This window comes from Campylobacter sp. US33a, assembly GCF_004378855.1.
In the GTDB taxonomy this organism is placed as follows: Bacteria; Campylobacterota; Campylobacteria; order Campylobacterales; family Campylobacteraceae; genus Campylobacter_D.
In genome coordinates this window covers 127,851-150,757 of the sequence record NZ_RYYL01000007.1, presented here as the reverse complement: position 1 = coordinate 150,757, position 22,907 = coordinate 127,851, and the positions used below count along the sequence as shown (strand labels likewise).

Here is a 22,907-nt window from a genome sequence, read left to right as displayed (position 1 = left end):
TCTATAAACCTACCGCGCTTAAGGTTTGATATTTACTCATATAAATTTGGGCTTCAATTTTTCTCATAGTATCAAGTGCCACTTGCACTACAATCAACACTGAAGTTCCGCCAAAATAAAATGGCACACCCATAAATTTCACTAAAACCCAAGGCAAAGTCGCCACAAGTCCTAAATAAATCGATCCAGATAGAGTCAAGCGCGAAGCAATTTCATTAAGATAATTTGCTGTGCCTTCTCCTGGACGAATTCCAGGGATAAAACCGCCTTGTTTTTTAAGATTTTCAGAAATATCTTTAGCATTAAACACAATAGAAGCATAAAAATATGCAAAGAAAATCACAAACAAGAAAGTTAAAATATGAAATAAATAACCATTTGGACTAAGATAGTCGTTGATGATTTTTAAATATTGATTATTACTAGCTTGTAAAATAGTAGCTGGAAACATTAAAATCGCACTTGCAAAAATTGGGGGAATAACTCCACTCAAATTTAGCTTAATAGGAATATAATTCATAATGCGTTTATTTTGATTTTGCATTACAACTTTGCGTGAGTAAGAAATAGGAATTCTTCTTTCACCAAGTTCTACATAAATAATCACCCCAATAGTGAGTAAGATAATCAATAAAATCGCAAAAGCTACTAAGAAATTCATCTCGCCTGAGTTGATAAGATCAACAGTTCCGCTAATTGCCGCAGGAATACCTGAAACAATACCCGCAAAAATAATCAAAGAAATACCATTACCCACACCTCTTTGTGTGATTTGCTCACCTATCCACATCAAAAGCATGGTTCCGCCAAGCATAGAAATAGCAGAAATGGCAATAAAAACATTCATATCTTCGATAACAATAGCACTACCGCCCGTTGATCCTGAAAGACTTTGAAGTCCAATGGCTACACCTATACTTTGCACTAAAGTTATAACTATAGTTGCATAACGAATGATTTGCATATATTTTTGCATACCGTCGCGTTCTTTTTTCATTTTGCCGATATTTGGGAAAGTTGCAGCGAGCAATTCCATGATGATAGAAGCAGTAATATAAGGCATAATGCCTAAAGCAATGATAGAAAATCTCTCAGCTGCACCACCACTAAACATATTAAACAAACCAAAAGCATTATTGCTCTGTTTGTTAAAAAAATCCGCAATAACTCCAGTATCCACACCGGGTACGCTTACATAAGCTAATACCCGATATGCCAACAAAAAGGCTAGAGTAATAAGGATTTTATTTACTAATGCCTTATTCATTATTTTGTTCCAGTAACGCTGATATTCTCGTCTTTGATTTTAGAAGCTAAATCTTTTGCGCTTACGCCAATTAGCTTGATTTTACTAACAGCCTTTGAAATTTTATGCACACTTTTTATGCTCTCAAGAGTAATTTCACTGAGTTCTTTTACGGCTGTAATTTTTTCAACATTAATCACATAAGGTTTCAAAATTTTTGAAGTAAAACCTACTTTTGGCAATCTTCTTTGAAGTGGTTGTTGTCCACCTTCAAAACCTCTTTTTTCATTATAACCTTTTCTTGCAGTTTGTCCTTTGCCACCTTTGGTAGAGGTTTTGCCCATACCACTACCTTGTCCGCGACCTATTCTTTTAGTTTTATGAGTTGATCCTGCTGCTTTTTGTAAATTCATTTTTTATCCTTTTAACATTGTTAAAGCTTTAATTGTAGCACGAACCACATTAGCGGAGTTATTTGATCCTAAAGACTTAGTCAAGATATCTTTAATACCTGCAAGCTCTACAATAGGACGAGTAGAACCACCCGCAATAACACCAGTACCTTCGCTAGCTGGTTTAAGTAAAATTCTACTTGCATTGTATTTTACTTCTACATCATGAGCAATAGTCGAACCTTTGGTTTTGACTTCAACGATATTTTTAAATGCATCATCAACTGCCTTACGAATAGCATCTGGAACTTCCTTAGCTTTGCCATAACCAACACCAACCAAACCTTTGCGGTTTCCAACAATAACCAAGGCAGTAAATCTAAATCTTCTACCACCTTTTACAACTTTAGTAACCCTGCCAATATCGACGATTACTTCTTCAAATTCTTCTTTATTATATTTTTCCATCGATTCTCCTCCGGGTTTTATAGCTTAATGCCATTTTCTCTTAAAGATTCAGCTAATGCTGCAATTACGCCATGATATACATAACCATTTCTATCAAAAATAGCTTGTTCGATTTTTTTAGCTTTTAAAGATTTTGCAAATTCAGCTGCAATTTTTTTAGCACCTTCTTTATTTGCCTTAATACCTAATTTACGACCATCTGCTGCTACTAAAGTTACAGCTTTGATATCATCAATTGCTTGAATATAAAGGGTTCTATTTGATTTAAATACAGAAATTCTTGGCAAAGTTTCACAACCTGAAATTTTTGCTCTGATTCTTTTTTTTCTTTTAATTCTTAAATTAATTTTTCTTTTTAATATATTCGCTCTCATATTTAACCCTTATTTCTTAGATGTTTTACCGGCTTTACGGATAATGCGTTCATCGGCATATTTAACACCTTTTCCTTTATATGGTTCAGGTGGTCTAAATTCACGAATTTGAGCAGCTACTTGACCTACAACTTGTTTATCGCTTCCTTTTACAACAATAGTATTCTTATCTACAGAAATTTCTATACCTTCTGGAATATCGTAGTTAATAGGATGTGAAAAACCAAGACTTAATTCTAAAACTTTACCTTTTAAAGCAGCCTTGTAGCCCACTCCATTAATTTCAAGAGTTTTTGAAAAACCTTGAGTTAAACCTACAACTATATTATAAGCTAAAGCTCTATAAGTTCCCCAATAAGCTCTACTTTGACGATCTTCACCTTTAGGAGCAAAGATAATATTGTTATCTTTAATCTCAACATTTACATTTGCTTTAATATCAAGTTCTTTTGCTAAATTACCTTTTTTAAATTTCAGCAAATTTCCTTCTAACTTTACTTCTACCCCATTTGGGATAGCAATTGGTTGTTTACCTATACGAGACATATTTTTCCTTTTTATTTGTCTAGGATATTTCTACTTTTTTCAAGAATGGATACCCAATGCCATAAAAAGCAGATTTTTACCAAATGGTGCATAAAATTTCGCCACCAACTCCAGCTTTATAAGCTTCATCGTTTGCTAAAACACCACGAGATGTGCTAACTACGATAGTACCATAACCATTTTTAAAACGCTTAATTTCATCTTTTCCTTTATAAACGCGACGACCAGGCTTAGAAACTCTTTTAATTTCATTAATTACACTATTACCTCTTTCATCGTATTTTAAAACAACATTGATGAATTTTTTCTTGTCTTCTTCAATTACATCAAAACTTTCAATATAACCTTTAGTTTGAAAAATTCCAACTAAAGCTTCTACAACTTTAGAATGTAAAAGCTTGGTGGTTTCAAGTCTTCTCATTCCCGCATTACGAATTCTTGTGAGTGAATCTGAAATTATATCATTTATCATTATTCATCCTTACCAACTTGCTTTCTTAAGACCTGGAATTAAGCCTTCATTTGCCATTTTTCTTAAACAAACTCTGCAAATTCCAAAATCTCTATAAACTGAATGTGGACGCCCACAAATTTGGCATCTAGTATATCCCCTCACGCTAAATTTAGGTTTACGCGCTGCTTTTGCAATCATTGATTTTTTAGCCATCTTATTTTCCTTTTGTAAATGGCACACCGATAAGTTCTAATAACTTTTGTGCCTCTTTATCATTTTGTGCTGTTGTAACAATAGAAATATTCATACCATGAGTGCGTAAAATTTTATCGTATTCTACTTCTGGGAACATTAATTGCTCATCAAGTCCGAAATTATAATTTCCGCGTCCATCAAAACCATCTCTACTTAAACCTCTAAAATCTTTCACACGAGGAAGAGCTATGGTAATGAGTTTATCAAGAAAAGCAAACATATTTTCTTTTCTTAAAGTTACCATTACTCCTACAGGAAAACCTTCACGAACCTTAAATCCTGCAACAGATTTTTTAGCTTTAGTAATTACTGCTTTTTGTCCCGCTATTAAAGAAATAGTATCAGCAACATTTTGTAATACTTTTTGATCTTTTGCAAGCTCACCTGCGCCCACACTAATAACTACTTTTTCAAGTGCAGGAACAAGCATAGGATTTTTAATATCAAATTCTTTAACCAAAGCAGCTTTGATTTGTGAATCATATTTTTCTTTTAATCTCATTGCTTACTCCTGAACTTTTGCCACATTGGAAATATCCATCGGCATTTCTTTATTTATAAAACCACCATTTGGGTTTTTATCACTAGGCTTAACTGCTTTTTTAGCAATTTTACATCCTTCAACTACTACTTTAAGAGTTTTTGGATATACAGCTAAAACCTTACCTGTTTTACCTTTGTCATCACCGGTGATAATCTTAACGCTATCACCTTTTTTAATTTTCAATTTAACCGCCATTATAATACCTCCGGTGCTAGTGAAACGATTTTCATAAAGCCACCATATCTAACTTCTCTGCCCACTGGTCCAAAGATACGAGTTCCGATAGGTTCTCTTTTAGCATCAAGAATAACCGCGGCATTCTCATCAAAACGAATCAAAGAACCATTATCTCTATGAATTTCTTTTTTAGTTCTAACAATAACTGCTTTTACTACTTGACCTTTTTTAACCTTACCGTTAGGTAAAGCTTTTTTTACAGATGCAACAATTACATCACCTACAGTAGCATATCTTCTTTTGCTACCTCCTAAAACCTTAATACACATTAATTCTTTTGCACCGCTGTTATCAGCTACTGCAAGTCTTGTAAAACTTTGAACCATTACTCAACTCCTGTCGCTAATACAGATTTTAAGCGAAATGATTTTCTTTTAGAAAGTGGTCTGCATTCTATCGCAACGATCACATCACCCACTTTAGCTTCATTTCTTTCATCATGGATTAGATATTTTTTAAAGCGTTTTACGATTTTTCTGTATCTTGGATGAACCACTTTTCTTTCTACTAATACGCTTACAGTTTTATCACCTGATTTTTGAACAATAACGCCCTGAATTTCTCTTTTAAATGTCATTTTTGATCCTTATTTTAAAGCGTTAATTGCTGTATTGATTCTAGCAATGTCTTTTTTTGCTTGACTAATCTCTTTTGGATTAGTTAGTTGCATAGTTTTTAGCTTTTGTTTTAAAGTAAACAAAAGCACCTTTTTTTCTTTTAACATTGTTGCAAGCTCAGCTGCTGTTTTATCTTTAATCTCAGTATATTTCATTTTGGCTCTCTCTTGTAACAAACTTAGTTTTAAATGGTAATTTATGCATTGCTAAAGTCAAAGCTTCTCTTGCCATTTCTTCGCTTACACCTGCCATTTCATAAATAATACGACCTGGTTTAATATTCATTACCCATTCTTCAACTCCACCTTTACCTTTACCCATACGAGTTTCTAAAGGCTTTTTGGTTAAAGGCTTATCAGGGAAAACTCTAATCCAAGTTTTACCTTGTCTTTTAACAAAACGAGTTAAAGCAATACGAGCTGCTTCAATTTGGCGTGAATTGATGCGTCCTGCTTCAGTTGCTTTTAACGCATAATCACCAAATGTAAATTCAGTTCCACGATTAGCATAACCTCTGTTACGCCCTTTCATCATCTTACGATATTTTGTTCTTTTTGGCATTAACATGATTATTTACTCCTTCTTGTGCGTCTTGGTTTTTTAGCAGGAGCCGCTTCTTCTGTTTTTTCAGGTTGAACACCTTTTTGTAAAACTTCACCTTTAAAGATCCAAACTTTCACACCGATGTTTCCATAAGTAGTTCTAGCTTCCGCAAAACCATAATCAATTCTTGCTCTTAAAGTATGAAGTGGTACACGACCTTCAAGATACCATTCAGTTCTAGCCATTTCAGCACCACCTAAACGACCAGAAACTGAAACTTTAATACCCTTAGCACCTGCTTTTTGTGCTCCTTGAATTACTTTTTTCATCGCTCTTCTAAAAGCAATTCTTTTTTCAAGTTGAGTCGCAACGCTTTCAGCAGCAAGTTGAGCTGAAGCACCTGCTTTTCTTTCTTCTTTAATATTGATATTTACATCTTTACCGATTAAATCTTGCAATTCTTTTCTTAAAATATCAACATCACTACCTTTTTTACCAATGATAATTCCTGGTCTTGCAGCAACAACGGTTACACGAAGTTTTTTTGCTGTTCTTTCAACCAAAATTTGACTGATTCCTGCATAGTAAAGTTTTCTTTTTAAGAAAGCTCTGATTTTATAATCTTCACCAATATTTTCCACTAAATTTGCTTTGGTTGGAAACCATCTTGATTCCCAATTTCTATTAATTCCTAGTCTTAGACCGATTGGATTTACTTTTTGTCCCATTTAGTTTTCCTTTTTTGCTGTTGCTTTTTTGGTGCTTGTCGCTTTAGCTGAAGTTTTTTTATCTGCTTTTGCTTCTACTTTGCTTACTTCTACCAAAATATGTGAAGTTGGTTTTCTAATACGACTTGCACTTCCTCTAGCACGCGGTCTAAATCTTTTTAACACTGCACCTGCATCTACGCGGCAACTTTTTACGATTACTTCATTTGCTTCAAAACCGCCATTTGCTACTGCACTTGAAATTGCATTGGCAATGTATTTAGCACCTTTATTTGGCATAAATTTTAAACTAGCCATCGCTAATTCTGCATTCATTCCTTGAACTTCTCTTGCAATTAATCTCGCTTTAGTTGGAGATAATCTTATGAATTTAATTAATGCTCTACTCATATCTTATCCCTTACTTACCAATTTTCTTTTGCACAGAGCCTTTGTGCCCTTTAAATGTGCGAGTTGGAGCAAATTCTCCAAGCTTATAGCCAATATGATTTTCAGTGATATAAACTGGAATAAAACTTTTGCCATTATGAACATTGAAAGTTAAACCTATCATATCAGGAATGATAGTGCTTCTACGAGACCAAGTTTTAATAGGTTTATTATCATTAGCCTTTTTAGCAGCGATGACTTTTTTCATTACATGATCATCAACAAAAGGACCTTTTTTTAGTGATCTAGCCATCTTACTTTCCTTTTCTTCTTGAAATTATTAGTTTATCACTAGCTTTTTTACGGCGAGTTTTCGCACCTTTGGTTGGTTTGCCCCATGGAGTTACTGGGTGACGACCTGAATTTTTCTTACCTTCACCACCACCGTGTGGGTGATCTACTGGGTTCATGGCAGAACCACGAGTTTGTGGACGAATTCCTCTATATCTATTTCTACCTGCTTTACCGATAGTCACATTTGCCCATTCTTCATTTCCAACTTCACCTATACTTGCCATACATTCGGCTAAAACCTGTCTCATTTCACCACTTGCAAGTCTTAAGATAACATATTTATCTTCTTTACCCATAAGTTGTGCATAAGCACCTGCTGAACGGATCATTTGACCGCCTTTACCTGGTTTTAACTCAACATTATGAACTATAGTTCCCACTGGAATGTTTTTAAGCTTCATTGCATTACCCGGCTTAATATCAAGTCCACTTTCAGCTGCTGCAACGATATCACCAACACCAAGTCCGCGTGGTTGAAGAATATATCTTTTTTCTCCATCTTTATAAGAAATCAAAGCAATTCTACAATTTCTATATGGATCATACTCAATCGCCTCTACTTTACCTTCAATGCCAAATTTGCGGCGTTTAAAATCGATAATTCTATAAAGTTTTTTAGCACCTGCTTCTTTATGACGACTTGTAATTCTTCCATAACTATTGCGACCCGCATGAGCTGGAAGTTTAATAAGTAGCGAACGAACACTTGGTTTTGCTGTAATATCTTCAGAACTTAAACCTGTGATATATCTTCTACTTGGAGTATATGGTTTATAAGTTTTAATTGCCATTTTAAGCCTCCGTATTTTCTAAGCTAACACCTTCTGGTAGCTTAACATAGAATTTTTTATAGTCATTTCTTTGACCTAAACGACCCCTAAAGCGTTTTACTTTTCCATCCATTCTTAAGGAATTGATGCTTTGCGGAGTTACACCAAAATATTCTTTTAAAACCGCTTTTAAACCTGTTTTAGTCATTTTTGGTGAAGTTTGAATAACTACGACACCTTGCTCTTGCAAATTCAAACTTTTTTCTGTATAAAGTATTGTTTTAATATCAGTAATATCTGCCATAATTATCCCTCTTTTGTAATAGATTCTAATGCTGATTTTTCAATAATCACAGCATTAAATACAGATACTAAATAAGCATTAACTTCACTTATATCAACCACATAGCAATTTGCTAAATTTCTGTAAGCTAGAAGTGTTTTTTCATCTAGTAAATCTTTAACAATTAACGCATCTTTTACACCAAGCTTTTTAATTACAGCGTTTGCGTCTTTTGTTTTACCACTTTCAATCGTTAAATTTTCAACTGCAAAAAGCATACTATTATTTGCTTTATCCATTAAAGCTCTTTCAAGCGCTAATCTTTTTTGCTTTTTATTTACTTTTTGAAAATAATTACGATTATTTTTAGGTCCAAATGCCACAGCACCGCCAACCCAAACATTTGTTCTGGTTGATCCCGCTCTTGCGCCGCCACGACCTTTTTGTCTCCAAGGCTTTTTACCGCCACCACTTACATCACTTCTACCTTTTGTATGAGCTGTATTTGCTCTAAGACTTGCAAGATAAGATTTTACATAAAGGTAAAGATTGTGTGAATTTACCTCTGCATAACTTGCAGGAAGTTCAAGTTCGCTTGTTTTTTCAAATTTATCATTTAAAACCGTTACTTTACTCATTTTGCAATCCTTATTCTACCCATAGCACCGTTATATCCTGGCACTGCACCTTTTACAACTAAAATTTTATTTTCAGCATCATAAGATACAACTTCGTTTTTTACAGTTACAGTTGTATTTCCGTAATGTCCTGCCATTTTCATACCTGGTTGAACGCGACCTGGCCATTCTCTATTACCAATAGAACCATGGCGTCTGTGAAATCTTGAACCATGACTTGCAGGACCACCAGCAAAATTATGTCTTTTCATAACCCCGCTATAACCTCTACCTTTAGAATTAAAGCTTACTTTTAGAATTTTTGCTTCACTTAAAGGATTTACATCAATATCGCCTGCTTCATTATTTGCTACTTCTAAAGTCGCAAATTTGTTAAATTCTGCAGAAAGATTGTATTTTTTTTGCTGACCTACAATACATTTATTTTTATTTTTACCTTTTGAATAGGCTACAATAGCTTTACCATTTACCACTTCACAAACTTTTGTATCAACGAGTTTTAATAAAGTCACTGGGATACTTGGATTGCTTATAGTTCTACTCATTCCAATTTTTTCTACAATATATTCCATGTTTTATCCTTATTTTCCCATTGCTCTTACTTCAACGCTTACTTCTGGCGCTAAATCAAGCTTGGTTAAAGAATCAACTGTGTCTGGAGTTGCCGCTACAATATCAAGCATACGCGCATGAATTCTCATCTCAAATTGTTCACGAGAATCTTTATTAATGTGTGGAGATTTTAACACTGTATAGCGTTTGATTTTAGTAGGCATTGGCACTGGACCTCTGATATCCGCACCTGTTCTTTTGACAGCTTCTACAATTGCTGCAACTGTTCTATCTAGTACTCGATGGTCATAAGCTTTAAGCTTAAGCCTAATTCTTTCCATAATTTTTCCTTTATAAAGAACTTGTTAGCTAAAACTAACTAAAAATAAAAATGAGAGTATAGTAAATTCGTGTTTTGATTGTCAAGAGAATTTGGCAAAATATTTATTTTTTTTCCTTATAAAAAGGATAAAAAATAAAATTTTAATGCTTAAATTTGTTAAATTAATTTTTTTAGATTTAAATGAAAATTACTATTGATATTTTATAATACCAAATTTAAAAGGAGTAAAAATGGCTTATACGATAAAAGATGTAGAAAAAGAAACAAAAATAAGCTCACATACGCTAAGATTTTGGGCTAAAAAAGGCTTGTTTCCCTTTGTCCAAAAAGATGAAAATGGAATTAAATATTTTGCAAAAAGCGATATAGAATGGGCAAAATGGATAGAATGGCTTAGAATTTCGGGCATGAGTTGTGAGCAAATAAAACACTATATAATGCTTTGTCCTTTGGGCATAAAAACCGCCAAAGAAAGACAAGATATGCTAAAAAGGGCAAAAAAAGAACTACAAATTCAAATCAAAACTCTAAAAGAAAGCGAAAAAGTCTTAAGCAAAAAAATCAAAATTTATGAAGATATGTTAAAAAATGAAATAGATGGTTTTAATCCGCAAAGTAAAGATTATACACCTTGTGATAAATTTTGCAAAGCTTAAAAAGCTAAAAGTATAAAATACTTTTAGCAAATAAAATCAATCATCATTTTTTAAGCTAATATAAATTAAAGCTATAAACATATAAGTTACTAATCTTGTAGCATCTGGTAAGCCATTCCAAGTCTTGCTCATCCACATTCCAAACCACTCAGCAGCCACTACTTGAAAAGCAAAAAACCAAAGAATACAACAACAAGTTAAAGCTACAATTCCCCATTTTTTAGCTTCATGAAACACTTTAGCATCAAGCTTTCTTGCCTTAAACATATCCCAAGCACCCTTTAAAGCAGTCAGCGTGATAAAAGTCTCAAAACAAATGATGCCTATATAGCCAATATGATGGATAATTGGCGAAGTAATAGCTCTATAAACGATAGCCTCACCTAAATAATCAGGTTTAGTATCCATACTCATGACATGAGAAACAAATTGGAAATTAGAATTATAATCTGTCACATTTCCAAACACGACAATACCACCCAAAGAAGCCACAGTAAGCAAGATGATGATTTTAGATAATCTTAAAAAATACGCTGTAGAATAACACTGCATAATTTCTCCTAAAAATGATTTAAAACTTAGTATTTTATCATTTATAAAATAAATTATTTATTATTTTTTTATAAATAATAAATAATTCTATAATTTAACAATAATATATTATATAAATTAAAATCTTGAAATTTCTTTCTTCATCAAAGCCCATTTCACAAGTAAAATAAGCACAGGCACTTCTACTAAAGGCCCTATAATACTTGCAAAAGCTTGCTCTGAATTGAGTCCAAAAGTAGCAATGCAAACAATGATAGCTAATTCAAAATTATTCCCACTTGCACTAAAGCATAAAGAACAAGTTTTAGAATAAGGAATTTTATTTTTCTTAGAAATAAACCAAGTTATAAAAAACATAATAACAAAATACATTACCAAAACAAAGGCGATTTTCAAAGCTTCCAAAGGCAACTCAAACACTTTATCGCCTTTTAAAGAACACATAATTATGATGGTTAAAAGCAAAGTTATAAGTGTTATGGGACTGATTTTTGGCAAAAAAGTATTTTCATACCATTGTTTGTTTTTGTATTTTAAAAGTAAAAATCTCGTTATAAAGCCCATTAAAAAAGGAATTCCTAAATAAATCAAAACATTTTCACTAATCATAGAAAAATTAATATTTAAATTAGTCGCTAAATTTTTATCAAAAAGGCTTGGTAAAAAGTCTAAATAAACATAAGCCAAAGCAGAAAAAAAGAAAATTTGAAAAATACTATTCATCGCCACTAAAGCACTAGTGTATTCCATATCGCCTTTTGCTAAATCACTCCACACAACCACCATTGCAATGCATCTTGCTAAGCCTATGATAACAACTCCTTGCATATACAAAGGCTCATCTTTTAAAAAAATAAAAGCTAAAATAAACATAAGCAAAGGTCCAACAAGCCAATTTAAAACCATAGAAAGTAAAATAATCTTTTTAGAATCAAACACCTTTGAAAGCTTTGTATAATCAACTTTTGCCAAAGGTGGATACATCATCAAAATAAGACAAAGGCTTAACAATACATTTATTTCTTTATATGCAAATAAATTCCAAAATAAAGCAATATCAGGAAAAATAACACCCAAAATAAGTCCCGAAAAAATAGCTAAAAATATCCAAAGCGTAAGAAATCTATCGATAAAACCTAGCATGCAAAACCTTTAAGAGAATTTGTCTTAATAGTCCACAAAAGAGCTGTTAGTTTAGAATCTAAAATTTGAATTATTTTCTTAAATTCATTATCACAGCTTCCGCTTGGATCGCTTAATTTAAAATCAAAATAATATCTTGATTTTAAATTTGGACAAGCCACGCCACACCCCATACTTACGACTATATCTAAATCTTTTGGCAAAGAATTTATCAATTTTGGATAATGTTTTTTCATATTAATTTGATAAATTTCATACATGAGTTTAATGGCTTGCGGATTAATACCTTTAGAAATATCACTTCCTGCGGAAAATACTTCGATATCTATTCCCATATTTTTAGCTTTATATCTAGCTAGCGCTTCTGCCATTTGAGAGCGACAACTATTATGTACGCAGATAAATGCTATCTTCATTCTTTATCCTCATACTTACATATTTTTTCCAAAATAGCATTTTTAATATCTAAATTTTTAATATTTTCAAAAAGATCTAAATGAAGTTTTAAAAGCTCATCGCTAATACCATAATAAGCCCAAGTTCCCTTGCGTTTAACATATAAAAATCCTGCATCTTTTAAAATTTTTAAATGCCTTGAAAGTCTTGATTGACCCATATTTAAAAGTTCTTGTAGATTGCACACGCAAAGTTCTTTATGCTTTAAAAGATGATATAAAATAAGCACTCTGCTTTCATCATTTACCGCTGAAATAATGGTTAAAAATTTTTGCATAAAAACTCCTTTATATAAAACTGATTAAAATTCCAAAAGATATGGCTACGCTTAAAATAATAGCTACAAATAACAATAAAAATTTCATCTTAAACATTTGTTTGAGTAAAATAAGCTCCGGCAAAGAACACCCCGCTCCCGCGATTAAAAAACTCATAATCACTCCTTGAGAAATTCCCATTTGCAAGAGCACCAAACCTATGGGAATGATGGTTTCTACTCTTAAATAAAGCAAAACTCCAAAGAATGCCGCCAAAATAATACTTAAAATTTCATTACCACTTAAATATTTTTGTAAAATTTCTTGCGGTATAAAATCATGGATGAAAGCCCCTATAAGCACTGCAATAGTAATATAAGGCAATAATTTTTTATAAGATTTTAAACTTTCTTTGAAAAGCATTTTAAAATCTATTTTTTGCTTATCGCTTTTTTGGGCATTGGCGCAACAAGTTTTTGGTTTAAAAACAATATTGCTTGGATTTTTGATATTTTGAGTAAAAATAGCTGGTTTTGAATTTTTCGTAATTTTTAAAAAACTTTCTTCTTTAAATTTAGAAAAGACAAAAGAAATGATAAAAATCAAAACAACTAAAAAAACCACATAAATCAAACTAAGTTTTAATCCAAAAGTAACAAAAAGCATAGTAAAAATAATAGGATTAATGAGTGGTGAAGTAAAAAGATAAGCCAAACACACACTAAGCTTTACCCTAGCTTCTAAAAACGCTTTTAAAAGCGGTATTGTAGAACAAGAACAAAAAGGCGTTAAAGCGCCTAAAAATATGGCTTTAAAATAGCTTGAAATTTTATCACTACCTAGTTGCTTTTTAAAAATTCCTTCATATTTTTGATTGATAATGAAAATTAAAAAAGAAATCCCCACAAAAAGCACAGAAAGTTCAACAAATAAATACAAAAATTCTTTAAAAGTATCCAAAAATACTTGCATTATTTTTCCTTAAAAATATTTTTTGTGGGAGCATAACATAAATTTATTAATATATCAATATATCTTTATATATTAATTTTGTAATTTTTTACTCTTGACTTAGAGCTACTCTCATCTTTTATAATTGCAAAAATTTTTTAGTTGAGAGGAAAAAATGCAAAATTTATATCAAGAAAAATTAAAATCTTTTTCTAGCGAAAAAATTATTTTTGTGCTTTGTCTAGGCGTATTTGGAATTTTAAGCACAGAACTTGGTATGATGGGGATCATTCCTATTGTTTCGCAAAATTTTAGCGTAAGCATTTCAGATGCTGGGTGGAGTGTGAGTGTTTTTGCATTAGTAATTACCTTTTGTGCTCCTATTGTTCCACTACTTTGTGCGAATTTTAATCCTAAAAAACTTATGCTTATTTGTCTTTTAATATTTGTTTTAAGCTCCTTAATTGGTGCTTTTGTGAGTGAGTTTTGGCAACTTTTAATTTTTAGAGCTATTCCTGCATTTTTTCATCCTATTTATATAGCCTTAGCTTTAAGTATGGCTGCAAATTTAGCCCTAGATAAAAAAGATATTCCAAAAAATGTAGGCAAAATTTTTGCCGCTGTGAGTGCGGGTATGGTTTTAGGAGTGCCACTGACTAGCTATTTAGGTGGAAAATTTGGCTTTGAAATTTCAATGCTATTGTTTGTGTTTTTAAATTTTTTATCTTTTATCGCCACTTTATTTTTAGTACCAAATTTAAAAAAAGAAAATAAAGTTAAAATAGGCAAACAATTACTCATTTTAAGGTATCCACTTTTATGGATAAGTGTGCTTTGTGTTGTTTATATTAATGCTGGAATTTGGGGATTTTATTCTTATTTTTCAGATTTTTTATTAAGTATTGCAAAAATAGATTTTGAAATAATTAGCATTATACTTGCCCTTTATGGTTTTGCAAATATCATAGGTAATAATCTTGCACCAAAATTACTTATAAAAAATGTCAATTTAAATTTGATTTTTACGCTTTTATTGATGATAGCGTTTTATGTGTTGATTTTTAATTTTTATTCCAAAAATGCTATTTTGATGCTTCTAGCTTTTATTTTAGGCGTTTTAGGTGGAGTGATGAATAATGGAACTCATTTTTTAATAAGCCATCCTTTCCCTAAAGCCAAAGATTTTACCAATGGGCTTTTTATAAGCGTTGCAAATATAGGTCTTAGCATTGGGACTGCTATTTGTGGGCTTGTGATTTCTTTGAGCGATACGCGTTTTATTGCGATTAGTTCTATTGTATTATTGAGTGTTGGGATATTAATGATTTTCTTAAGAGGCAAAATTCAAAGTATGAAATTAAGATTTTAATAAATTTTGTTAAAATTAGCAAAATCAAAACGAAAGGAAAAAAATGAGAATAGCTATCATTAGACTTTCAGCTTTTGGCGATGTGGTGATATCTTCAAAGCTTTTAGCAGGTCTTAAAACACTTAATTGGGGGGGGGGCAAACGCAAAATTGTCAAGTAGAATTTTTCATCGATGAAAGATTTAAAGGCATCATAGAAAACTCCCCTTTTATAGACGAAATCCACTCTTTAAATTTCAAAAAACTACTTAAAAGTCCCAAAGGTATCATGCAAATTAGAGCGTATTGTAAAAATTGTGCTAAATTTGATGTGGTTGTTGATATGCAAGGGCTTTTAAAATCCGCACTTATAGGGAAATTTTTACAAAGTGATAATTTTGTAGGTTTTTCTTATAAAAGCGCTAGAGAAAGCTTAGCAAGTTTGTTTTATACACATAAAGTAAAAATCGCTTATGATGAAAATATCTTAAAAAGAAATTATGCGGTTTTGTATGATTTTTTTAGTGAAAAACCTAAATTTAGCGAAATAATCAAAGCAAAAACTTTAGGCATAGATGAAGAAAAAATTCCAACAAATTTAAAAGAAATAAAAGAAGAAAAAAGTTTAAAAATACTTTTTGTCTTAGAAGCGTCCATAAAACAAAAAATGTATCCTGCGGAAAAATACGCAAAATTAGTTAGTATGATAAAGCAAAAAATTTGCGTTTATGTTGTTTTTAATGATTATGAAAATATAGCTGATGAGTTTTTAAAGCTTTTAGAAAGCAAAAAAATCAAAGCCCTTAAACTTCCAAGACTTAATTTCAATGAACTTAAATTCACGCTTAGCAATATGGACTTAGTTGTAGGTCCTGACACTGGTGTAACACACCTTGCTTGGGCACTAAATTCTAAAACCATTACTTTATATGGAAATTCAAATAAAAGTAGCGGAAAAAATATGAGAAATACAAAACTAGAAAGGGTTTTACTTGGAAATAATTATGTGGTTTCTAAGAGTGATGATTTTGAAATAAATTGCATAGAACCAAATGAAATTTTAGAAAAAATTCGAAATTTACTCTTGACTTAGAGCTACTCTCATCTTTTATAATTGCAAAAATTTTTTAAAAGGAGATTTTATGATGAGCAAATTTCTTAAAATTTTTGTGATTTTACTTTTTGGAGGTGTGAGTATGCTAGAGGCAAATACTTGGGACAAGGTTTTTTCTAAAAGTGATAAAGTGAGTGTGCAAAAAGTTAGCTTTAAAAATCGCTATGGCATTACTTTGGTTGGGGATTTATATATCCCAAAAAACGCAGATTCTAAAAAGCTTGGTGCTATTGCTATTAGTGGTCCTTTTGGTGCGGTAAAAGAGCAAGCTTCAGGCTTTTATGCGCAAACTTTAGCCGAATTTGGCTTTATCACTCTAGCTTTCGATCCTTCTTTTACGGGCGAAAGTAGCGGGGAACCAAGAAATGCGGCAAGTCCTGATATTAATACAGAAGATTTTAGCGCGGCAATTGATTTTCTAAGCAATCACGAAAAAGTGGATCCTAATAAAATAGGCGTTTTAGGCATTTGTGGTTTTGGCGGTTTTGCACTAAATGTAGGCTCTATGGATACAAGGATAAAAGCCATTGTAACTTCTACAATGTATGATATGAGTAGAGTTAATGCCTATGGATATAATGATAGCTTAGACAAACAAGCAAGATACGAGCTAAAGAAAAAACTAAATGAAATTCGCACACAAGATTTTAAAAATGGCACTTTTAACATGTCAACTCCATTACCGGATAAACTTAGTGGAAATGAACCAAAATTTGTAAAAGAATATTGGGAATACTACAAAACCAAAAGAGGTTTTCATAAAAGATCGATTAATTCAAATGGTGCATGGAATATCACCTCATCGCTTGGCTTTATCAACGCTCCTATTCTTAAATTTAGCGATGAAATAAATTCAGCGGTGCTTCTTATTCACGGAGAAAACGCACATAGTAGGTATTTTAGCGAAGATGCTTTTAAAAATCTAAAAGGCGATAATAAAGAGCTTTTTATCGTAAAAAATGCCAATCATGTGGATTTATATGATAATGCGAAGAAAATCCCTTTTAGCAAAATTGCGCAATTTTTTAAAACGAATTTAAAATAAAGCAAAAGAATGAAAAAGATTTTATGTTTATTAATGCTTAGCGGGGCTTTTGCCCTTGCTAGTGAAGGAGAAAATATGCAAATAGTAGAAAAAGCAGGAACTCACGGAAGCTTTAAAGGAGATGCTAAAATCTTTAGCGGAGAAGTTAAAGTAGAAATGATGTTTAAGGCAAACGAATGGAGAAATTTTAGCGGTGGCTTGGTAGAATTTAGTAAAGGTGCTAGAAGTGCGTGGCATACTCACCCTAAAGGACAAACCTTGATCGTAACAGAAGGCGAAATCATCACAAAAGCAGAAGGACAAAAAGCGATAATTGCTAAAAAAGGCGATGTGATAAGCTGTCCTGTGGGAGTGAAGCATTTTCACGGAGCAAGCGATACAAGCGCTGGAGCACACATAGCCCTAACAAGTGAAATAAATGGTAAAAATGTAGAGTGGCTTGAACTTGTAAGCGATGAAGAGTATGAAAAAGCCCTAAAAGAAGCAAGAAATTAAAGGATTTTTGCAATGAAACGCAGAAGTTTTTTAAATCTAAGCATAAAAACTTTTATATTTTTAAGTGCAATGTCAAGCACTCTTTTTTCGCAAACTTTAAAAACAACTCAAAATCAAATTAAGGAAAAAAACTATGCAATTAAAACAAAAGGCAAAAGAAATTTATGAAGAGCTTTTGGGTGGAGCAAAAAAGGATCCGCTTTTTGCAAGTGATAAGGAGTTTTTTACTAATCACATTAATTTTACTTTTGGTGAAAGCTTTGCAAAGGCAAATTTACCTAAAGAAAAGTATTTTTTAATCACACTTGCTTCTACTTTGGCAGCGGGTGGAAAAATGGAGTTTAAAACTTTACTTAAAGGAGCGATAAATCACGATATAAGCCCCATTGCTATAAAAGAAGTGATTTATCAAGCTACGTCTTATGTAGGCTTTATTAAGGTGCGTGATTTTTTAAATATTTGCAATGAAGTATTTAAAAAATTAGGGATTAAAATGCCTTTAGCACCGCAAGGCACAACCACAGAAGAAAATCGCAAAGAAAAAGGTAGAGAAATGCAAAATGCGATCTTTGGCAAAGAAAATATCGCTAAAATGATAGAATCTACACCAAAAGATAAAGCCTTTATGAATGATTTTTTAAGTGCAAATTGTTTTGGAGACTACTACACACGCACAGGACTTGATCTAAAAACAAGAGAGCTTTTAACACTTGTGTATCTTATCTCACTTGGCGGAGCAGAAATCCAAGTAAAAGCTCATATGCAAGGCAATCTTAATATGGGACAAAGCAGAGAAGATTTGCTAAATATCATCGCTGCACTTACACCTTATATTGGCTATCCAAGGGCTTTAAATGCGATAAGTATATTAGATGAAATTTTATTGAAAAAGGTATAGTTTTTAAGATGAATTGCCATATGAAAAAATGTTATAATTTTCATTTAACTAAGAAATGAGGATATAACATGGATGTGAAAAAATTTCTAATTCTTATTAAAGAAAAAGACAAAACACATGAAGTTACCTCATTTCAAAAACAAGATAATACAATATTGATTACTTTTAATGAATCAGAAAAAGTTTATAGTTATAGTTTAAATAATTGTGAAATTTTTGACAAGCCAAAATTATTATCTACACATCATGTTAATGATGCGATAGTGTGCAATGCTGAACTTATTATACAATTTGGAAAATATGTTAAAGTATTTTTTAATGATGGAAGTAACGAATTGTTTCTTGCCAATAAAGATAAAGAGATGTCAAATAAAGCTGATATTTTTGGTTATTGCCAACGCATTGCACAAAAAATCATAATGCCGGAAAACGACACTTCCTTGCTTGAACGCCACTATAGAAAAATTAAAAATATTAAAAAAGATTCTGCGCTATACGCGTATTTGACAAAGCAAAATAATGGCATATCTAATAAAAATGATTACCTCTTATTTCCATTTGGCACTAATCAATCTCAATACACTGCCCTTCAAAATGCACTAAATTCTCAAATTAGTATAATAGAAGGACCTCCTGGCACCGGCAAAACACAAACCATTTTAAATATTATTGCCAATCTTATTGTGCAAAGTAAAAGTATTGCTGTGGTTTCTAATAACAATGCAGCAACACAAAATGTTTTTGAAAAATTACAAAATTATGAGCTTGATTATTTGTGCGCCACATTGGGCAATAAAGACAATAAAGAATCTTTTATAAACAATCAACCAAAAATACCCAAACACCTTAATACTACAGAAGAAAACAACACTCTTTTGTGCCATATAAAAAGCCTTAATTCTAACATTCAAGAAATATTTTTCTTGCAAAATAAAAAAGCCAAAGAAAAAGAGCTTTTGGATGATTTTAAAACACAAGCTAAGCACGCTAATTTTACGCATGCCAAAACTCTTCCAAAGCTTTCAAATACATTAGCTCTAAAACTTTTAAAAATAAAAATCGCAATTGAAGAAGTGCCAAATATTTCTTTCTTTCACAAACTAAAACTTGTGTTTTTAGAGCGATTGGCTAATTTTAGCTTTTTTAAAAATACAAAAGAGAGCATTTTGCAAACTTTAGAATCTTACTTTTATACTAATTCAATTCATGAGTTAGAAAAAAGCATTGATTTATGCACAAAAAAGCTTGTCAATTTAAACGCTAAAAAGACAATAAAAGACTTACAAGATTATTCTATGAAATTTTTTAAAAATGTTTTAGCCTTACAATACAAAAAAGAGAGAAAAATTTTTACTTTTGAAGATCTATATGCAAATAGTGCTGATTTTTTGCAAACATATCCTATTGTTTTTAGCACGACACATTCTATTGTAAATTCATTGAATATGAAGAATGCTTTATTTGATTACATCATTATGGACGAAAGCTCACAGGTAGATATACTCACGGGCATATTGGCTTTAAGTATTGCTAAAAATGCTGTTATTGTCGGTGATAAAAAGCAGCTCTCTTGCATTGTTGATACTAATATCATAGAAGAGGTAGAAAAACTCAATAAAGAATTTAAAATTGAAGAAGCTTATAATTATCTTACCCATAGCTTTTTGGATTCAATAACAAAAACCCTAAGTAATGCTCCAAGAGTTTTACTGAAAGAGCATTATCGTTGTCACCCAAAAATTATTGGATTTTGTAATAAAAAATTCTATAACGATGAATTACTTATCTTTTCTGAAGATAAAAACCAAAAAGATGCCATAAAAGCAATACTTACGCCTAAAGGCAATCATGCACGAGACCATTACAATCTAAGGGAAATTGAAGTTATTACAAAAGAGCTTATCCCTGCACTACGCCACAAAGCTTCTTCTAAAGATATAGGTATTATAACGCCTTATGTGAGACAAAAAGAAGAATTAGAGCGACATCTTGACAAAGATAGTAAGGATATACAAGTAGATACAGTGCATAAATATCAAGGCAGAGAAAAAGAATGCGTTATTATTAGCCTTGTTGATAATCAACTTAGTAATTTTGTAGATGACCCCAAAATGCTCAATGTCTCAATCACGAGGGCAAAGAATTTTTTGTATCTTGTAGCTAATAGCGAGATTCTCAATACACAAAGCAATGTGGCTGATTTTATGCGTTATATCCAATATAATAATTTTGAAGTTACTCAAAGTAGTATAAATTCAATTTTTGATTTGCTTTATAATGCCAACAAAGAAGCAAGGGAAGCCTACCTAAAAAACAAAAAGAGAATTTCTATATATGATTCTGAAAATCTTGCTTATCATGCAATTTTAGAAGTTTTAAAAGATTATCCAAGTTTAAAAGTTGCTACTCATGTCCGACTTGGATTGCTTATCAAAGATACCTCATCTTTAAATGAACAAGAGCAAAACTATCTTAGCTCTGCGCTTACGCATGTTGATTTTGTTATTTATCATACAATGAATAAAGAATTTTTACTTGCTATAGAAGTAGATGGCTATGCTTTTCATAATAAAAAAAGCAAGCAATATCAAAGAGATATAATAAAAAATAATATTTGCAAAAAGTGCAATATATCTTTGCTGCGATTGTATACCATTGGTAGCAGCGAAAAAGAACAAATCAAAAATGAGCTAGATAAACAGTGGCAATAATAATCTATAAAAGAGCAATACAGCTTACACAATTATAGAAGTAGAAAGAAAAACCGGTATCCCTAGCAAGACAATAAGATTTTGGGCAGATAAGGGCGTGTTTCCTTATGTAGAGAAAGATAAAATGGCATGCAGTATTTTAGTGAAAAATATTTGCAATGGGTGCTTTGGGTGGATTGTTGCCACCAAATTGTATAAGCATTAAGGATATTAAGAGCATGCATATCTTTTCCCAAAAGGGCTTGAAACCGTGCCTAGACGCAAGAAGCTTTTAGAAAAAAATATAAAAAAATACAAGAAGATTAAAGAATCTGTAAATCGCTTAGGAGCAGACATGCAAATAAAATTACTTTTTAATGATAAGGAATTGCTTGTAAATTTAGATGAAAATAAAGCTTCAAGAGAGTTTTATAACTCTCTTCCTATGGAGCTAGAATTTAGCGATTTTGCAAGGAAGGAAAAGATTGCACATTTGTCTAAAGCGCTAAATGCAAAAGGAAGCAGTGCGTATAAGCCTCAAATTGGGGATTTGTTTTATTATGTGCCTTGGGGAAATATAGGAATCTTCTATGAACTTCAAAATGCAAGCGATGATTTGGTATTTTTAGGTAAAGTGCAAGGGAATTTGGAAGCTTTAAAAGCACAAAATGGTGATTTTAAAGTAAAAATAGAAAAAAATAATTAATTTTTACAATTTTCTTAAAATCTTGCAGTATTTTTTCGCAAGTTTTTGGTAAGGAAAAAGCTTAAAATCACTCTTTTTTGCTACAAATTTGGCATTTTTGTGAAATAAAATTTCAAGCTTTTTTCTTGCTTTTTTGATTTGTTTTAGCGAAGCAGTGTTAAAAGAATTTAAGATAAAATTTGTTTCTTTTTGCTGTAAAAAATTTAAAATATCAGTATTTTCTTTACCCAGCCAAATTTCAAAACTAAATTTAAATCCTACTTTAAAACTAAGCATATCAAAAAGCGTTTGACGCATAGAATTTAACAAAGAATTTGCTAAGATAAATTGCTTTCTTAAAAGTGCCTTTTCTAAATTTACAAAAGTCCAATAAAACTCATTAGCTACTTCATCAATTTCCTTTTTTGTCGGCTTTTTTATGCAAAAAGCATTATCATTTTGTATTTTTTTAAATCTTTTATCTTTATCCACAAGTACTTTGCTTAAAGGCTCAAATTTATAGTAATTTTTCAATGCTTTTAAAGGGATAAATTTAAAATCTATCCTTACTCCACTTTCAAAAATCACCAAAAAACTCACCCAATCTTTTGGCAAACCGCCCTTATAAAAGTCAAAGCCCTCCGGTGCTTGATAAAACAAAACTTTTCCAAATTCTTTGACAAATTTAGGTAATTTCGCTTTTTTGATCGCTTCGTTATTATTTAAATTTAAAAATTTTCTCAAATGCTTAGTTTTTAGAAAAAACGAAATATCATAGTCTTGATATTTATCCTTTTTTGCTCTTTTATTAACCCTTGATCCCTCAAGCGTAGCAAGACGAATTTGCTCACACGAAAGGGCAAAATTTTTGATTTTTCTTAGAATTTTTTCTTGATTTTGCATAG

The 22,907-nt window shown here is 31.6% G+C and carries 37 protein-coding genes; 10 read left to right on the top strand and 27 right to left on the bottom strand.

Annotation, left to right across the window (positions count from 1 at the left end; genetic code table 11):
* Position 1: 1 nt before the first annotated feature.
* From secY to rpsJ, 21 genes are all read right to left on the bottom strand, one after another.
* Complete coding sequence (gene secY, locus ELQ16_RS07045) at positions 2-1,267, bottom strand: preprotein translocase subunit SecY (protein ID WP_134238839.1); 1,266 nt, start codon at positions 1,265-1,267, stop codon at positions 2-4.
* On the bottom strand, positions 1,267-1,659 hold the full coding sequence (gene rplO, locus ELQ16_RS07040; protein WP_134238838.1) for a 50S ribosomal protein L15: 393 nt from the start codon (positions 1,657-1,659) through the stop codon (positions 1,267-1,269). The genes secY and rplO overlap by 1 nt, the downstream gene beginning before the upstream one ends.
* A gap of 3 nt (positions 1,660-1,662) precedes the next feature.
* Complete coding sequence (gene rpsE, locus ELQ16_RS07035; RefSeq protein WP_134238837.1) at positions 1,663-2,106, bottom strand: 30S ribosomal protein S5; 444 nt, start codon at positions 2,104-2,106, stop codon at positions 1,663-1,665.
* 17 nt (positions 2,107-2,123) lie between these two features.
* Positions 2,124-2,480: a 50S ribosomal protein L18 gene (gene rplR, locus ELQ16_RS07030; RefSeq protein WP_134238836.1), complete on the bottom strand. Its 357-nt coding sequence runs from the start codon at positions 2,478-2,480 to the stop codon at positions 2,124-2,126.
* A gap of 9 nt (positions 2,481-2,489) precedes the next feature.
* Positions 2,490-3,026: a 50S ribosomal protein L6 gene (rplF, locus tag ELQ16_RS07025; RefSeq protein WP_134238835.1), complete on the bottom strand. Its 537-nt coding sequence runs from the start codon at positions 3,024-3,026 to the stop codon at positions 2,490-2,492.
* Between the two features lie 76 nt (positions 3,027-3,102).
* On the bottom strand, positions 3,103-3,498 hold the full coding sequence (gene rpsH, locus ELQ16_RS07020) for a 30S ribosomal protein S8 (protein ID WP_134238834.1): 396 nt from the start codon (positions 3,496-3,498) through the stop codon (positions 3,103-3,105).
* A 9-nt stretch (positions 3,499-3,507) separates the two neighbouring features.
* Positions 3,508-3,693, bottom strand: coding sequence for a type Z 30S ribosomal protein S14 (locus ELQ16_RS07015; RefSeq protein ID WP_012660824.1), 186 nt, complete (start codon positions 3,691-3,693; stop codon positions 3,508-3,510).
* Position 3,694: 1 nt separating this feature from the next.
* Positions 3,695-4,237: a 50S ribosomal protein L5 gene (gene rplE / locus ELQ16_RS07010; protein WP_134238833.1), complete on the bottom strand. Its 543-nt coding sequence runs from the start codon at positions 4,235-4,237 to the stop codon at positions 3,695-3,697.
* A gap of 3 nt (positions 4,238-4,240) precedes the next feature.
* Positions 4,241-4,474, bottom strand: coding sequence for a 50S ribosomal protein L24 (gene rplX / locus ELQ16_RS07005; RefSeq protein ID WP_134238832.1), 234 nt, complete (start codon positions 4,472-4,474; stop codon positions 4,241-4,243).
* The gene (rplN, locus tag ELQ16_RS07000) at positions 4,474-4,842 is read right to left on the bottom strand and encodes a 50S ribosomal protein L14 (RefSeq protein WP_134238831.1); all 369 of its coding nucleotides are present in this window, start codon (positions 4,840-4,842) and stop codon (positions 4,474-4,476) included. The genes rplX and rplN overlap by 1 nt, the downstream gene beginning before the upstream one ends.
* The gene (rpsQ, locus tag ELQ16_RS06995) at positions 4,842-5,093 is read right to left on the bottom strand and encodes a 30S ribosomal protein S17 (RefSeq protein WP_134238830.1); all 252 of its coding nucleotides are present in this window, start codon (positions 5,091-5,093) and stop codon (positions 4,842-4,844) included. Before rpsQ ends, rplN begins: the two co-directional genes overlap by 1 nt.
* Positions 5,094-5,102: 9 nt before the next feature.
* The gene (gene rpmC, locus ELQ16_RS06990) at positions 5,103-5,288 is read right to left on the bottom strand and encodes a 50S ribosomal protein L29 (RefSeq protein ID WP_134238829.1); all 186 of its coding nucleotides are present in this window, start codon (positions 5,286-5,288) and stop codon (positions 5,103-5,105) included.
* Positions 5,275-5,700 (bottom strand): 50S ribosomal protein L16, encoded by a 426-nt coding sequence (gene rplP / locus ELQ16_RS06985; protein WP_134238828.1) that lies wholly within the window; start codon positions 5,698-5,700, stop codon positions 5,275-5,277. The genes rpmC and rplP overlap by 14 nt, the downstream gene beginning before the upstream one ends.
* Before the next feature lie 2 nt (positions 5,701-5,702).
* Positions 5,703-6,404, bottom strand: coding sequence for a 30S ribosomal protein S3 (rpsC, locus tag ELQ16_RS06980; RefSeq protein ID WP_134238827.1), 702 nt, complete (start codon positions 6,402-6,404; stop codon positions 5,703-5,705).
* Positions 6,405-6,794, bottom strand: coding sequence for a 50S ribosomal protein L22 (rplV, locus tag ELQ16_RS06975; RefSeq protein WP_134238826.1), 390 nt, complete (start codon positions 6,792-6,794; stop codon positions 6,405-6,407). It abuts the gene before it with no gap.
* Between the two features lie 10 nt (positions 6,795-6,804).
* Positions 6,805-7,086, bottom strand: coding sequence for a 30S ribosomal protein S19 (gene rpsS / locus ELQ16_RS06970; protein ID WP_002779444.1), 282 nt, complete (start codon positions 7,084-7,086; stop codon positions 6,805-6,807).
* Position 7,087: 1 nt separating this feature from the next.
* Complete coding sequence (gene rplB, locus ELQ16_RS06965; protein WP_134238825.1) at positions 7,088-7,918, bottom strand: 50S ribosomal protein L2; 831 nt, start codon at positions 7,916-7,918, stop codon at positions 7,088-7,090.
* 1 nt (position 7,919) lies between these two features.
* Positions 7,920-8,201 carry a 50S ribosomal protein L23 gene (locus ELQ16_RS06960; protein ID WP_087725871.1) on the bottom strand — a complete coding sequence of 94 codons (282 nt, stop codon included), beginning with the start codon at positions 8,199-8,201 and terminating at the stop codon, positions 7,920-7,922.
* Between the two features lie 2 nt (positions 8,202-8,203).
* The gene (rplD, locus tag ELQ16_RS06955) at positions 8,204-8,818 is read right to left on the bottom strand and encodes a 50S ribosomal protein L4 (protein ID WP_134238824.1); all 615 of its coding nucleotides are present in this window, start codon (positions 8,816-8,818) and stop codon (positions 8,204-8,206) included.
* Positions 8,815-9,390, bottom strand: coding sequence for a 50S ribosomal protein L3 (gene rplC / locus ELQ16_RS06950; RefSeq protein ID WP_134238823.1), 576 nt, complete (start codon positions 9,388-9,390; stop codon positions 8,815-8,817). The genes rplD and rplC overlap by 4 nt, the downstream gene beginning before the upstream one ends.
* Positions 9,391-9,399: 9 nt before the next feature.
* Positions 9,400-9,711 carry a 30S ribosomal protein S10 gene (gene rpsJ / locus ELQ16_RS06945; RefSeq protein WP_134238822.1) on the bottom strand — a complete coding sequence of 104 codons (312 nt, stop codon included), beginning with the start codon at positions 9,709-9,711 and terminating at the stop codon, positions 9,400-9,402.
* A 232-nt stretch (positions 9,712-9,943) separates the two neighbouring features.
* Between rpsJ and ELQ16_RS06940 the strand changes: the two genes are divergently transcribed.
* Positions 9,944-10,369: a MerR family transcriptional regulator gene (locus ELQ16_RS06940; protein ID WP_134238821.1), complete on the top strand. Its 426-nt coding sequence runs from the start codon at positions 9,944-9,946 to the stop codon at positions 10,367-10,369.
* A 36-nt stretch (positions 10,370-10,405) separates the two neighbouring features.
* On the opposite strand, the gene ELQ16_RS06935 is transcribed toward ELQ16_RS06940, so the two are convergent.
* The 5 genes from ELQ16_RS06935 to ELQ16_RS06915 all read right to left on the bottom strand — a co-directional run bounded on the left by ELQ16_RS06935 (position 10,406) and on the right by ELQ16_RS06915 (position 13,749).
* On the bottom strand, positions 10,406-10,921 hold the full coding sequence (locus tag ELQ16_RS06935; protein ID WP_134238820.1) for a DUF2165 family protein: 516 nt from the start codon (positions 10,919-10,921) through the stop codon (positions 10,406-10,408).
* A gap of 117 nt (positions 10,922-11,038) precedes the next feature.
* Positions 11,039-12,064, bottom strand: coding sequence for an ACR3 family arsenite efflux transporter (gene arsB, locus ELQ16_RS06930; RefSeq protein ID WP_134238819.1), 1,026 nt, complete (start codon positions 12,062-12,064; stop codon positions 11,039-11,041).
* Positions 12,058-12,480, bottom strand: a complete 423-nt coding sequence (locus tag ELQ16_RS06925; RefSeq protein WP_134238818.1) for an arsenate reductase ArsC — start codon at positions 12,478-12,480, stop codon at positions 12,058-12,060. Before ELQ16_RS06925 ends, arsB begins: the two co-directional genes overlap by 7 nt.
* A complete protein-coding gene (locus ELQ16_RS06920; protein WP_134238817.1) occupies positions 12,477-12,797 on the bottom strand; it encodes a metalloregulator ArsR/SmtB family transcription factor in 321 nt (106 codons plus the stop codon). The genes ELQ16_RS06925 and ELQ16_RS06920 overlap by 4 nt, the downstream gene beginning before the upstream one ends.
* Positions 12,798-12,807: 10 nt before the next feature.
* Positions 12,808-13,749, bottom strand: coding sequence for a permease (locus ELQ16_RS06915; protein WP_134238816.1), 942 nt, complete (start codon positions 13,747-13,749; stop codon positions 12,808-12,810).
* 154 nt (positions 13,750-13,903) lie between these two features.
* On the opposite strand from ELQ16_RS06915, the gene ELQ16_RS06910 reads away from it, so the two are divergent.
* From ELQ16_RS06910 to ELQ16_RS06875, 9 genes are all read left to right on the top strand, one after another.
* A complete protein-coding gene (locus ELQ16_RS06910; RefSeq protein ID WP_134238815.1) occupies positions 13,904-15,097 on the top strand; it encodes an MFS transporter in 1,194 nt (397 codons plus the stop codon).
* 126 nt (positions 15,098-15,223) lie between these two features.
* A complete protein-coding gene (gene waaC, locus ELQ16_RS06905; protein WP_243832606.1) occupies positions 15,224-16,168 on the top strand; it encodes a lipopolysaccharide heptosyltransferase I in 945 nt (314 codons plus the stop codon).
* A gap of 49 nt (positions 16,169-16,217) precedes the next feature.
* The gene (locus ELQ16_RS06900; protein ID WP_134238814.1) at positions 16,218-17,234 is read left to right on the top strand and encodes an alpha/beta hydrolase; all 1,017 of its coding nucleotides are present in this window, start codon (positions 16,218-16,220) and stop codon (positions 17,232-17,234) included.
* Between the two features lie 75 nt (positions 17,235-17,309).
* The gene (locus ELQ16_RS06895) at positions 17,310-17,729 is read left to right on the top strand and encodes a cupin domain-containing protein (RefSeq protein WP_134238850.1); all 420 of its coding nucleotides are present in this window, start codon (positions 17,310-17,312) and stop codon (positions 17,727-17,729) included.
* 12 nt (positions 17,730-17,741) lie between these two features.
* Positions 17,742-17,897 carry a hypothetical protein gene (locus ELQ16_RS10030; RefSeq protein ID WP_166739670.1) on the top strand — a complete coding sequence of 52 codons (156 nt, stop codon included), beginning with the start codon at positions 17,742-17,744 and terminating at the stop codon, positions 17,895-17,897.
* On the top strand, positions 17,863-18,627 hold the full coding sequence (locus ELQ16_RS06890) for a carboxymuconolactone decarboxylase family protein (RefSeq protein WP_134238813.1): 765 nt from the start codon (positions 17,863-17,865) through the stop codon (positions 18,625-18,627). The genes ELQ16_RS10030 and ELQ16_RS06890 overlap by 35 nt, the downstream gene beginning before the upstream one ends.
* 68 nt (positions 18,628-18,695) lie before the next feature.
* Entirely contained in the window at positions 18,696-21,338 is a 2,643-nt protein-coding gene (locus ELQ16_RS06885; protein WP_134238812.1) for an AAA domain-containing protein, read from the top strand.
* A 31-nt stretch (positions 21,339-21,369) separates the two neighbouring features.
* Complete coding sequence (locus ELQ16_RS10495) at positions 21,370-21,543, top strand: MerR family transcriptional regulator (RefSeq protein WP_347876282.1); 174 nt, start codon at positions 21,370-21,372, stop codon at positions 21,541-21,543.
* Positions 21,544-21,672: 129 nt separating this feature from the next.
* On the top strand, positions 21,673-22,023 hold the full coding sequence (locus ELQ16_RS06875) for a cyclophilin-like fold protein (protein WP_134238811.1): 351 nt from the start codon (positions 21,673-21,675) through the stop codon (positions 22,021-22,023).
* 3 nt (positions 22,024-22,026) lie between these two features.
* Here the strand turns inward: ELQ16_RS06875 and ELQ16_RS06870 are convergent, their stop codons facing one another.
* Positions 22,027-22,905 carry an aminoglycoside 6-adenylyltransferase gene (locus ELQ16_RS06870; RefSeq protein ID WP_134238810.1) on the bottom strand — a complete coding sequence of 293 codons (879 nt, stop codon included), beginning with the start codon at positions 22,903-22,905 and terminating at the stop codon, positions 22,027-22,029.
* Positions 22,906-22,907 lie beyond the last annotated feature (2 nt).

Bases quoted from the DNA above. Each gene is read 5' to 3' on its own strand.
- rplF (WP_134238835.1), bottom strand. From the start codon at position 3,026: ATGTCTCGTATAGGTAAACAACCAATTGCTATCCCAAATGGGGTAGAA.
- rplE (WP_134238833.1), bottom strand. From the start codon at position 4,237: ATGAGATTAAAAGAAAAATATGATTCACAAATCAAAGCTGCTTTGGTT.
- secY (WP_134238839.1), bottom strand. From the start codon at position 1,267: ATGAATAAGGCATTAGTAAATAAAATCCTTATTACTCTAGCCTTTTTG.
- rplD (WP_134238824.1), bottom strand. From the start codon at position 8,818: ATGAGTAAAGTAACGGTTTTAAATGATAAATTTGAAAAAACAAGCGAA.
- rplB (WP_134238825.1), bottom strand. From the start codon at position 7,918: ATGGCAATTAAAACTTATAAACCATATACTCCAAGTAGAAGATATATC.
- ELQ16_RS06940 (WP_134238821.1), top strand. From the start codon at position 9,944: ATGGCTTATACGATAAAAGATGTAGAAAAAGAAACAAAAATAAGCTCA.
- rplO (WP_134238838.1), bottom strand. From the start codon at position 1,659: ATGAATTTACAAAAAGCAGCAGGATCAACTCATAAAACTAAAAGAATA.
- ELQ16_RS10030 (WP_166739670.1), top strand. From the start codon at position 17,742: ATGAAACGCAGAAGTTTTTTAAATCTAAGCATAAAAACTTTTATATTT.
- rpsE (WP_134238837.1), bottom strand. From the start codon at position 2,106: ATGGAAAAATATAATAAAGAAGAATTTGAAGAAGTAATCGTCGATATT.
- ELQ16_RS06895 (WP_134238850.1), top strand. From the start codon at position 17,310: ATGCAAATAGTAGAAAAAGCAGGAACTCACGGAAGCTTTAAAGGAGAT.
- rplC (WP_134238823.1), bottom strand. From the start codon at position 9,390: ATGGAATATATTGTAGAAAAAATTGGAATGAGTAGAACTATAAGCAAT.
- ELQ16_RS06900 (WP_134238814.1), top strand. From the start codon at position 16,218: ATGATGAGCAAATTTCTTAAAATTTTTGTGATTTTACTTTTTGGAGGT.
- ELQ16_RS06890 (WP_134238813.1), top strand. From the start codon at position 17,863: ATGCAATTAAAACAAAAGGCAAAAGAAATTTATGAAGAGCTTTTGGGT.
- ELQ16_RS07015 (WP_012660824.1), bottom strand. From the start codon at position 3,693: ATGGCTAAAAAATCAATGATTGCAAAAGCAGCGCGTAAACCTAAATTT.
- rplV (WP_134238826.1), bottom strand. From the start codon at position 6,794: ATGAGTAGAGCATTAATTAAATTCATAAGATTATCTCCAACTAAAGCG.
- ELQ16_RS06960 (WP_087725871.1), bottom strand. From the start codon at position 8,201: ATGGCAGATATTACTGATATTAAAACAATACTTTATACAGAAAAAAGT.
- rplX (WP_134238832.1), bottom strand. From the start codon at position 4,474: ATGGCGGTTAAATTGAAAATTAAAAAAGGTGATAGCGTTAAGATTATC.
- ELQ16_RS06920 (WP_134238817.1), bottom strand. From the start codon at position 12,797: ATGCAAAAATTTTTAACCATTATTTCAGCGGTAAATGATGAAAGCAGA.
- rpsH (WP_134238834.1), bottom strand. From the start codon at position 3,498: ATGATAAATGATATAATTTCAGATTCACTCACAAGAATTCGTAATGCG.
- rpsC (WP_134238827.1), bottom strand. From the start codon at position 6,404: ATGGGACAAAAAGTAAATCCAATCGGTCTAAGACTAGGAATTAATAGA.
- ELQ16_RS06870 (WP_134238810.1), bottom strand. From the start codon at position 22,905: ATGCAAAATCAAGAAAAAATTCTAAGAAAAATCAAAAATTTTGCCCTT.
- rplN (WP_134238831.1), bottom strand. From the start codon at position 4,842: ATGGTTCAAAGTTTTACAAGACTTGCAGTAGCTGATAACAGCGGTGCA.
- ELQ16_RS06915 (WP_134238816.1), bottom strand. From the start codon at position 13,749: ATGCAAGTATTTTTGGATACTTTTAAAGAATTTTTGTATTTATTTGTT.
- rpmC (WP_134238829.1), bottom strand. From the start codon at position 5,288: ATGAAATATACTGAGATTAAAGATAAAACAGCAGCTGAGCTTGCAACA.
- rpsJ (WP_134238822.1), bottom strand. From the start codon at position 9,711: ATGGAAAGAATTAGGCTTAAGCTTAAAGCTTATGACCATCGAGTACTA.
- arsB (WP_134238819.1), bottom strand. From the start codon at position 12,064: ATGCTAGGTTTTATCGATAGATTTCTTACGCTTTGGATATTTTTAGCT.
- rpsS (WP_002779444.1), bottom strand. From the start codon at position 7,086: ATGGCTAGATCACTAAAAAAAGGTCCTTTTGTTGATGATCATGTAATG.
- rplR (WP_134238836.1), bottom strand. From the start codon at position 2,480: ATGAGAGCGAATATATTAAAAAGAAAAATTAATTTAAGAATTAAAAGA.
- rpsQ (WP_134238830.1), bottom strand. From the start codon at position 5,093: ATGACATTTAAAAGAGAAATTCAGGGCGTTATTGTTCAAAAATCAGGT.
- rplP (WP_134238828.1), bottom strand. From the start codon at position 5,700: ATGTTAATGCCAAAAAGAACAAAATATCGTAAGATGATGAAAGGGCGT.
- ELQ16_RS06875 (WP_134238811.1), top strand. From the start codon at position 21,673: ATGCAAATAAAATTACTTTTTAATGATAAGGAATTGCTTGTAAATTTA.
- ELQ16_RS06925 (WP_134238818.1), bottom strand. From the start codon at position 12,480: ATGAAGATAGCATTTATCTGCGTACATAATAGTTGTCGCTCTCAAATG.
- ELQ16_RS06885 (WP_134238812.1), top strand. From the start codon at position 18,696: ATGGATGTGAAAAAATTTCTAATTCTTATTAAAGAAAAAGACAAAACA.
- ELQ16_RS06935 (WP_134238820.1), bottom strand. From the start codon at position 10,921: ATGCAGTGTTATTCTACAGCGTATTTTTTAAGATTATCTAAAATCATC.
- ELQ16_RS06910 (WP_134238815.1), top strand. From the start codon at position 13,904: ATGCAAAATTTATATCAAGAAAAATTAAAATCTTTTTCTAGCGAAAAA.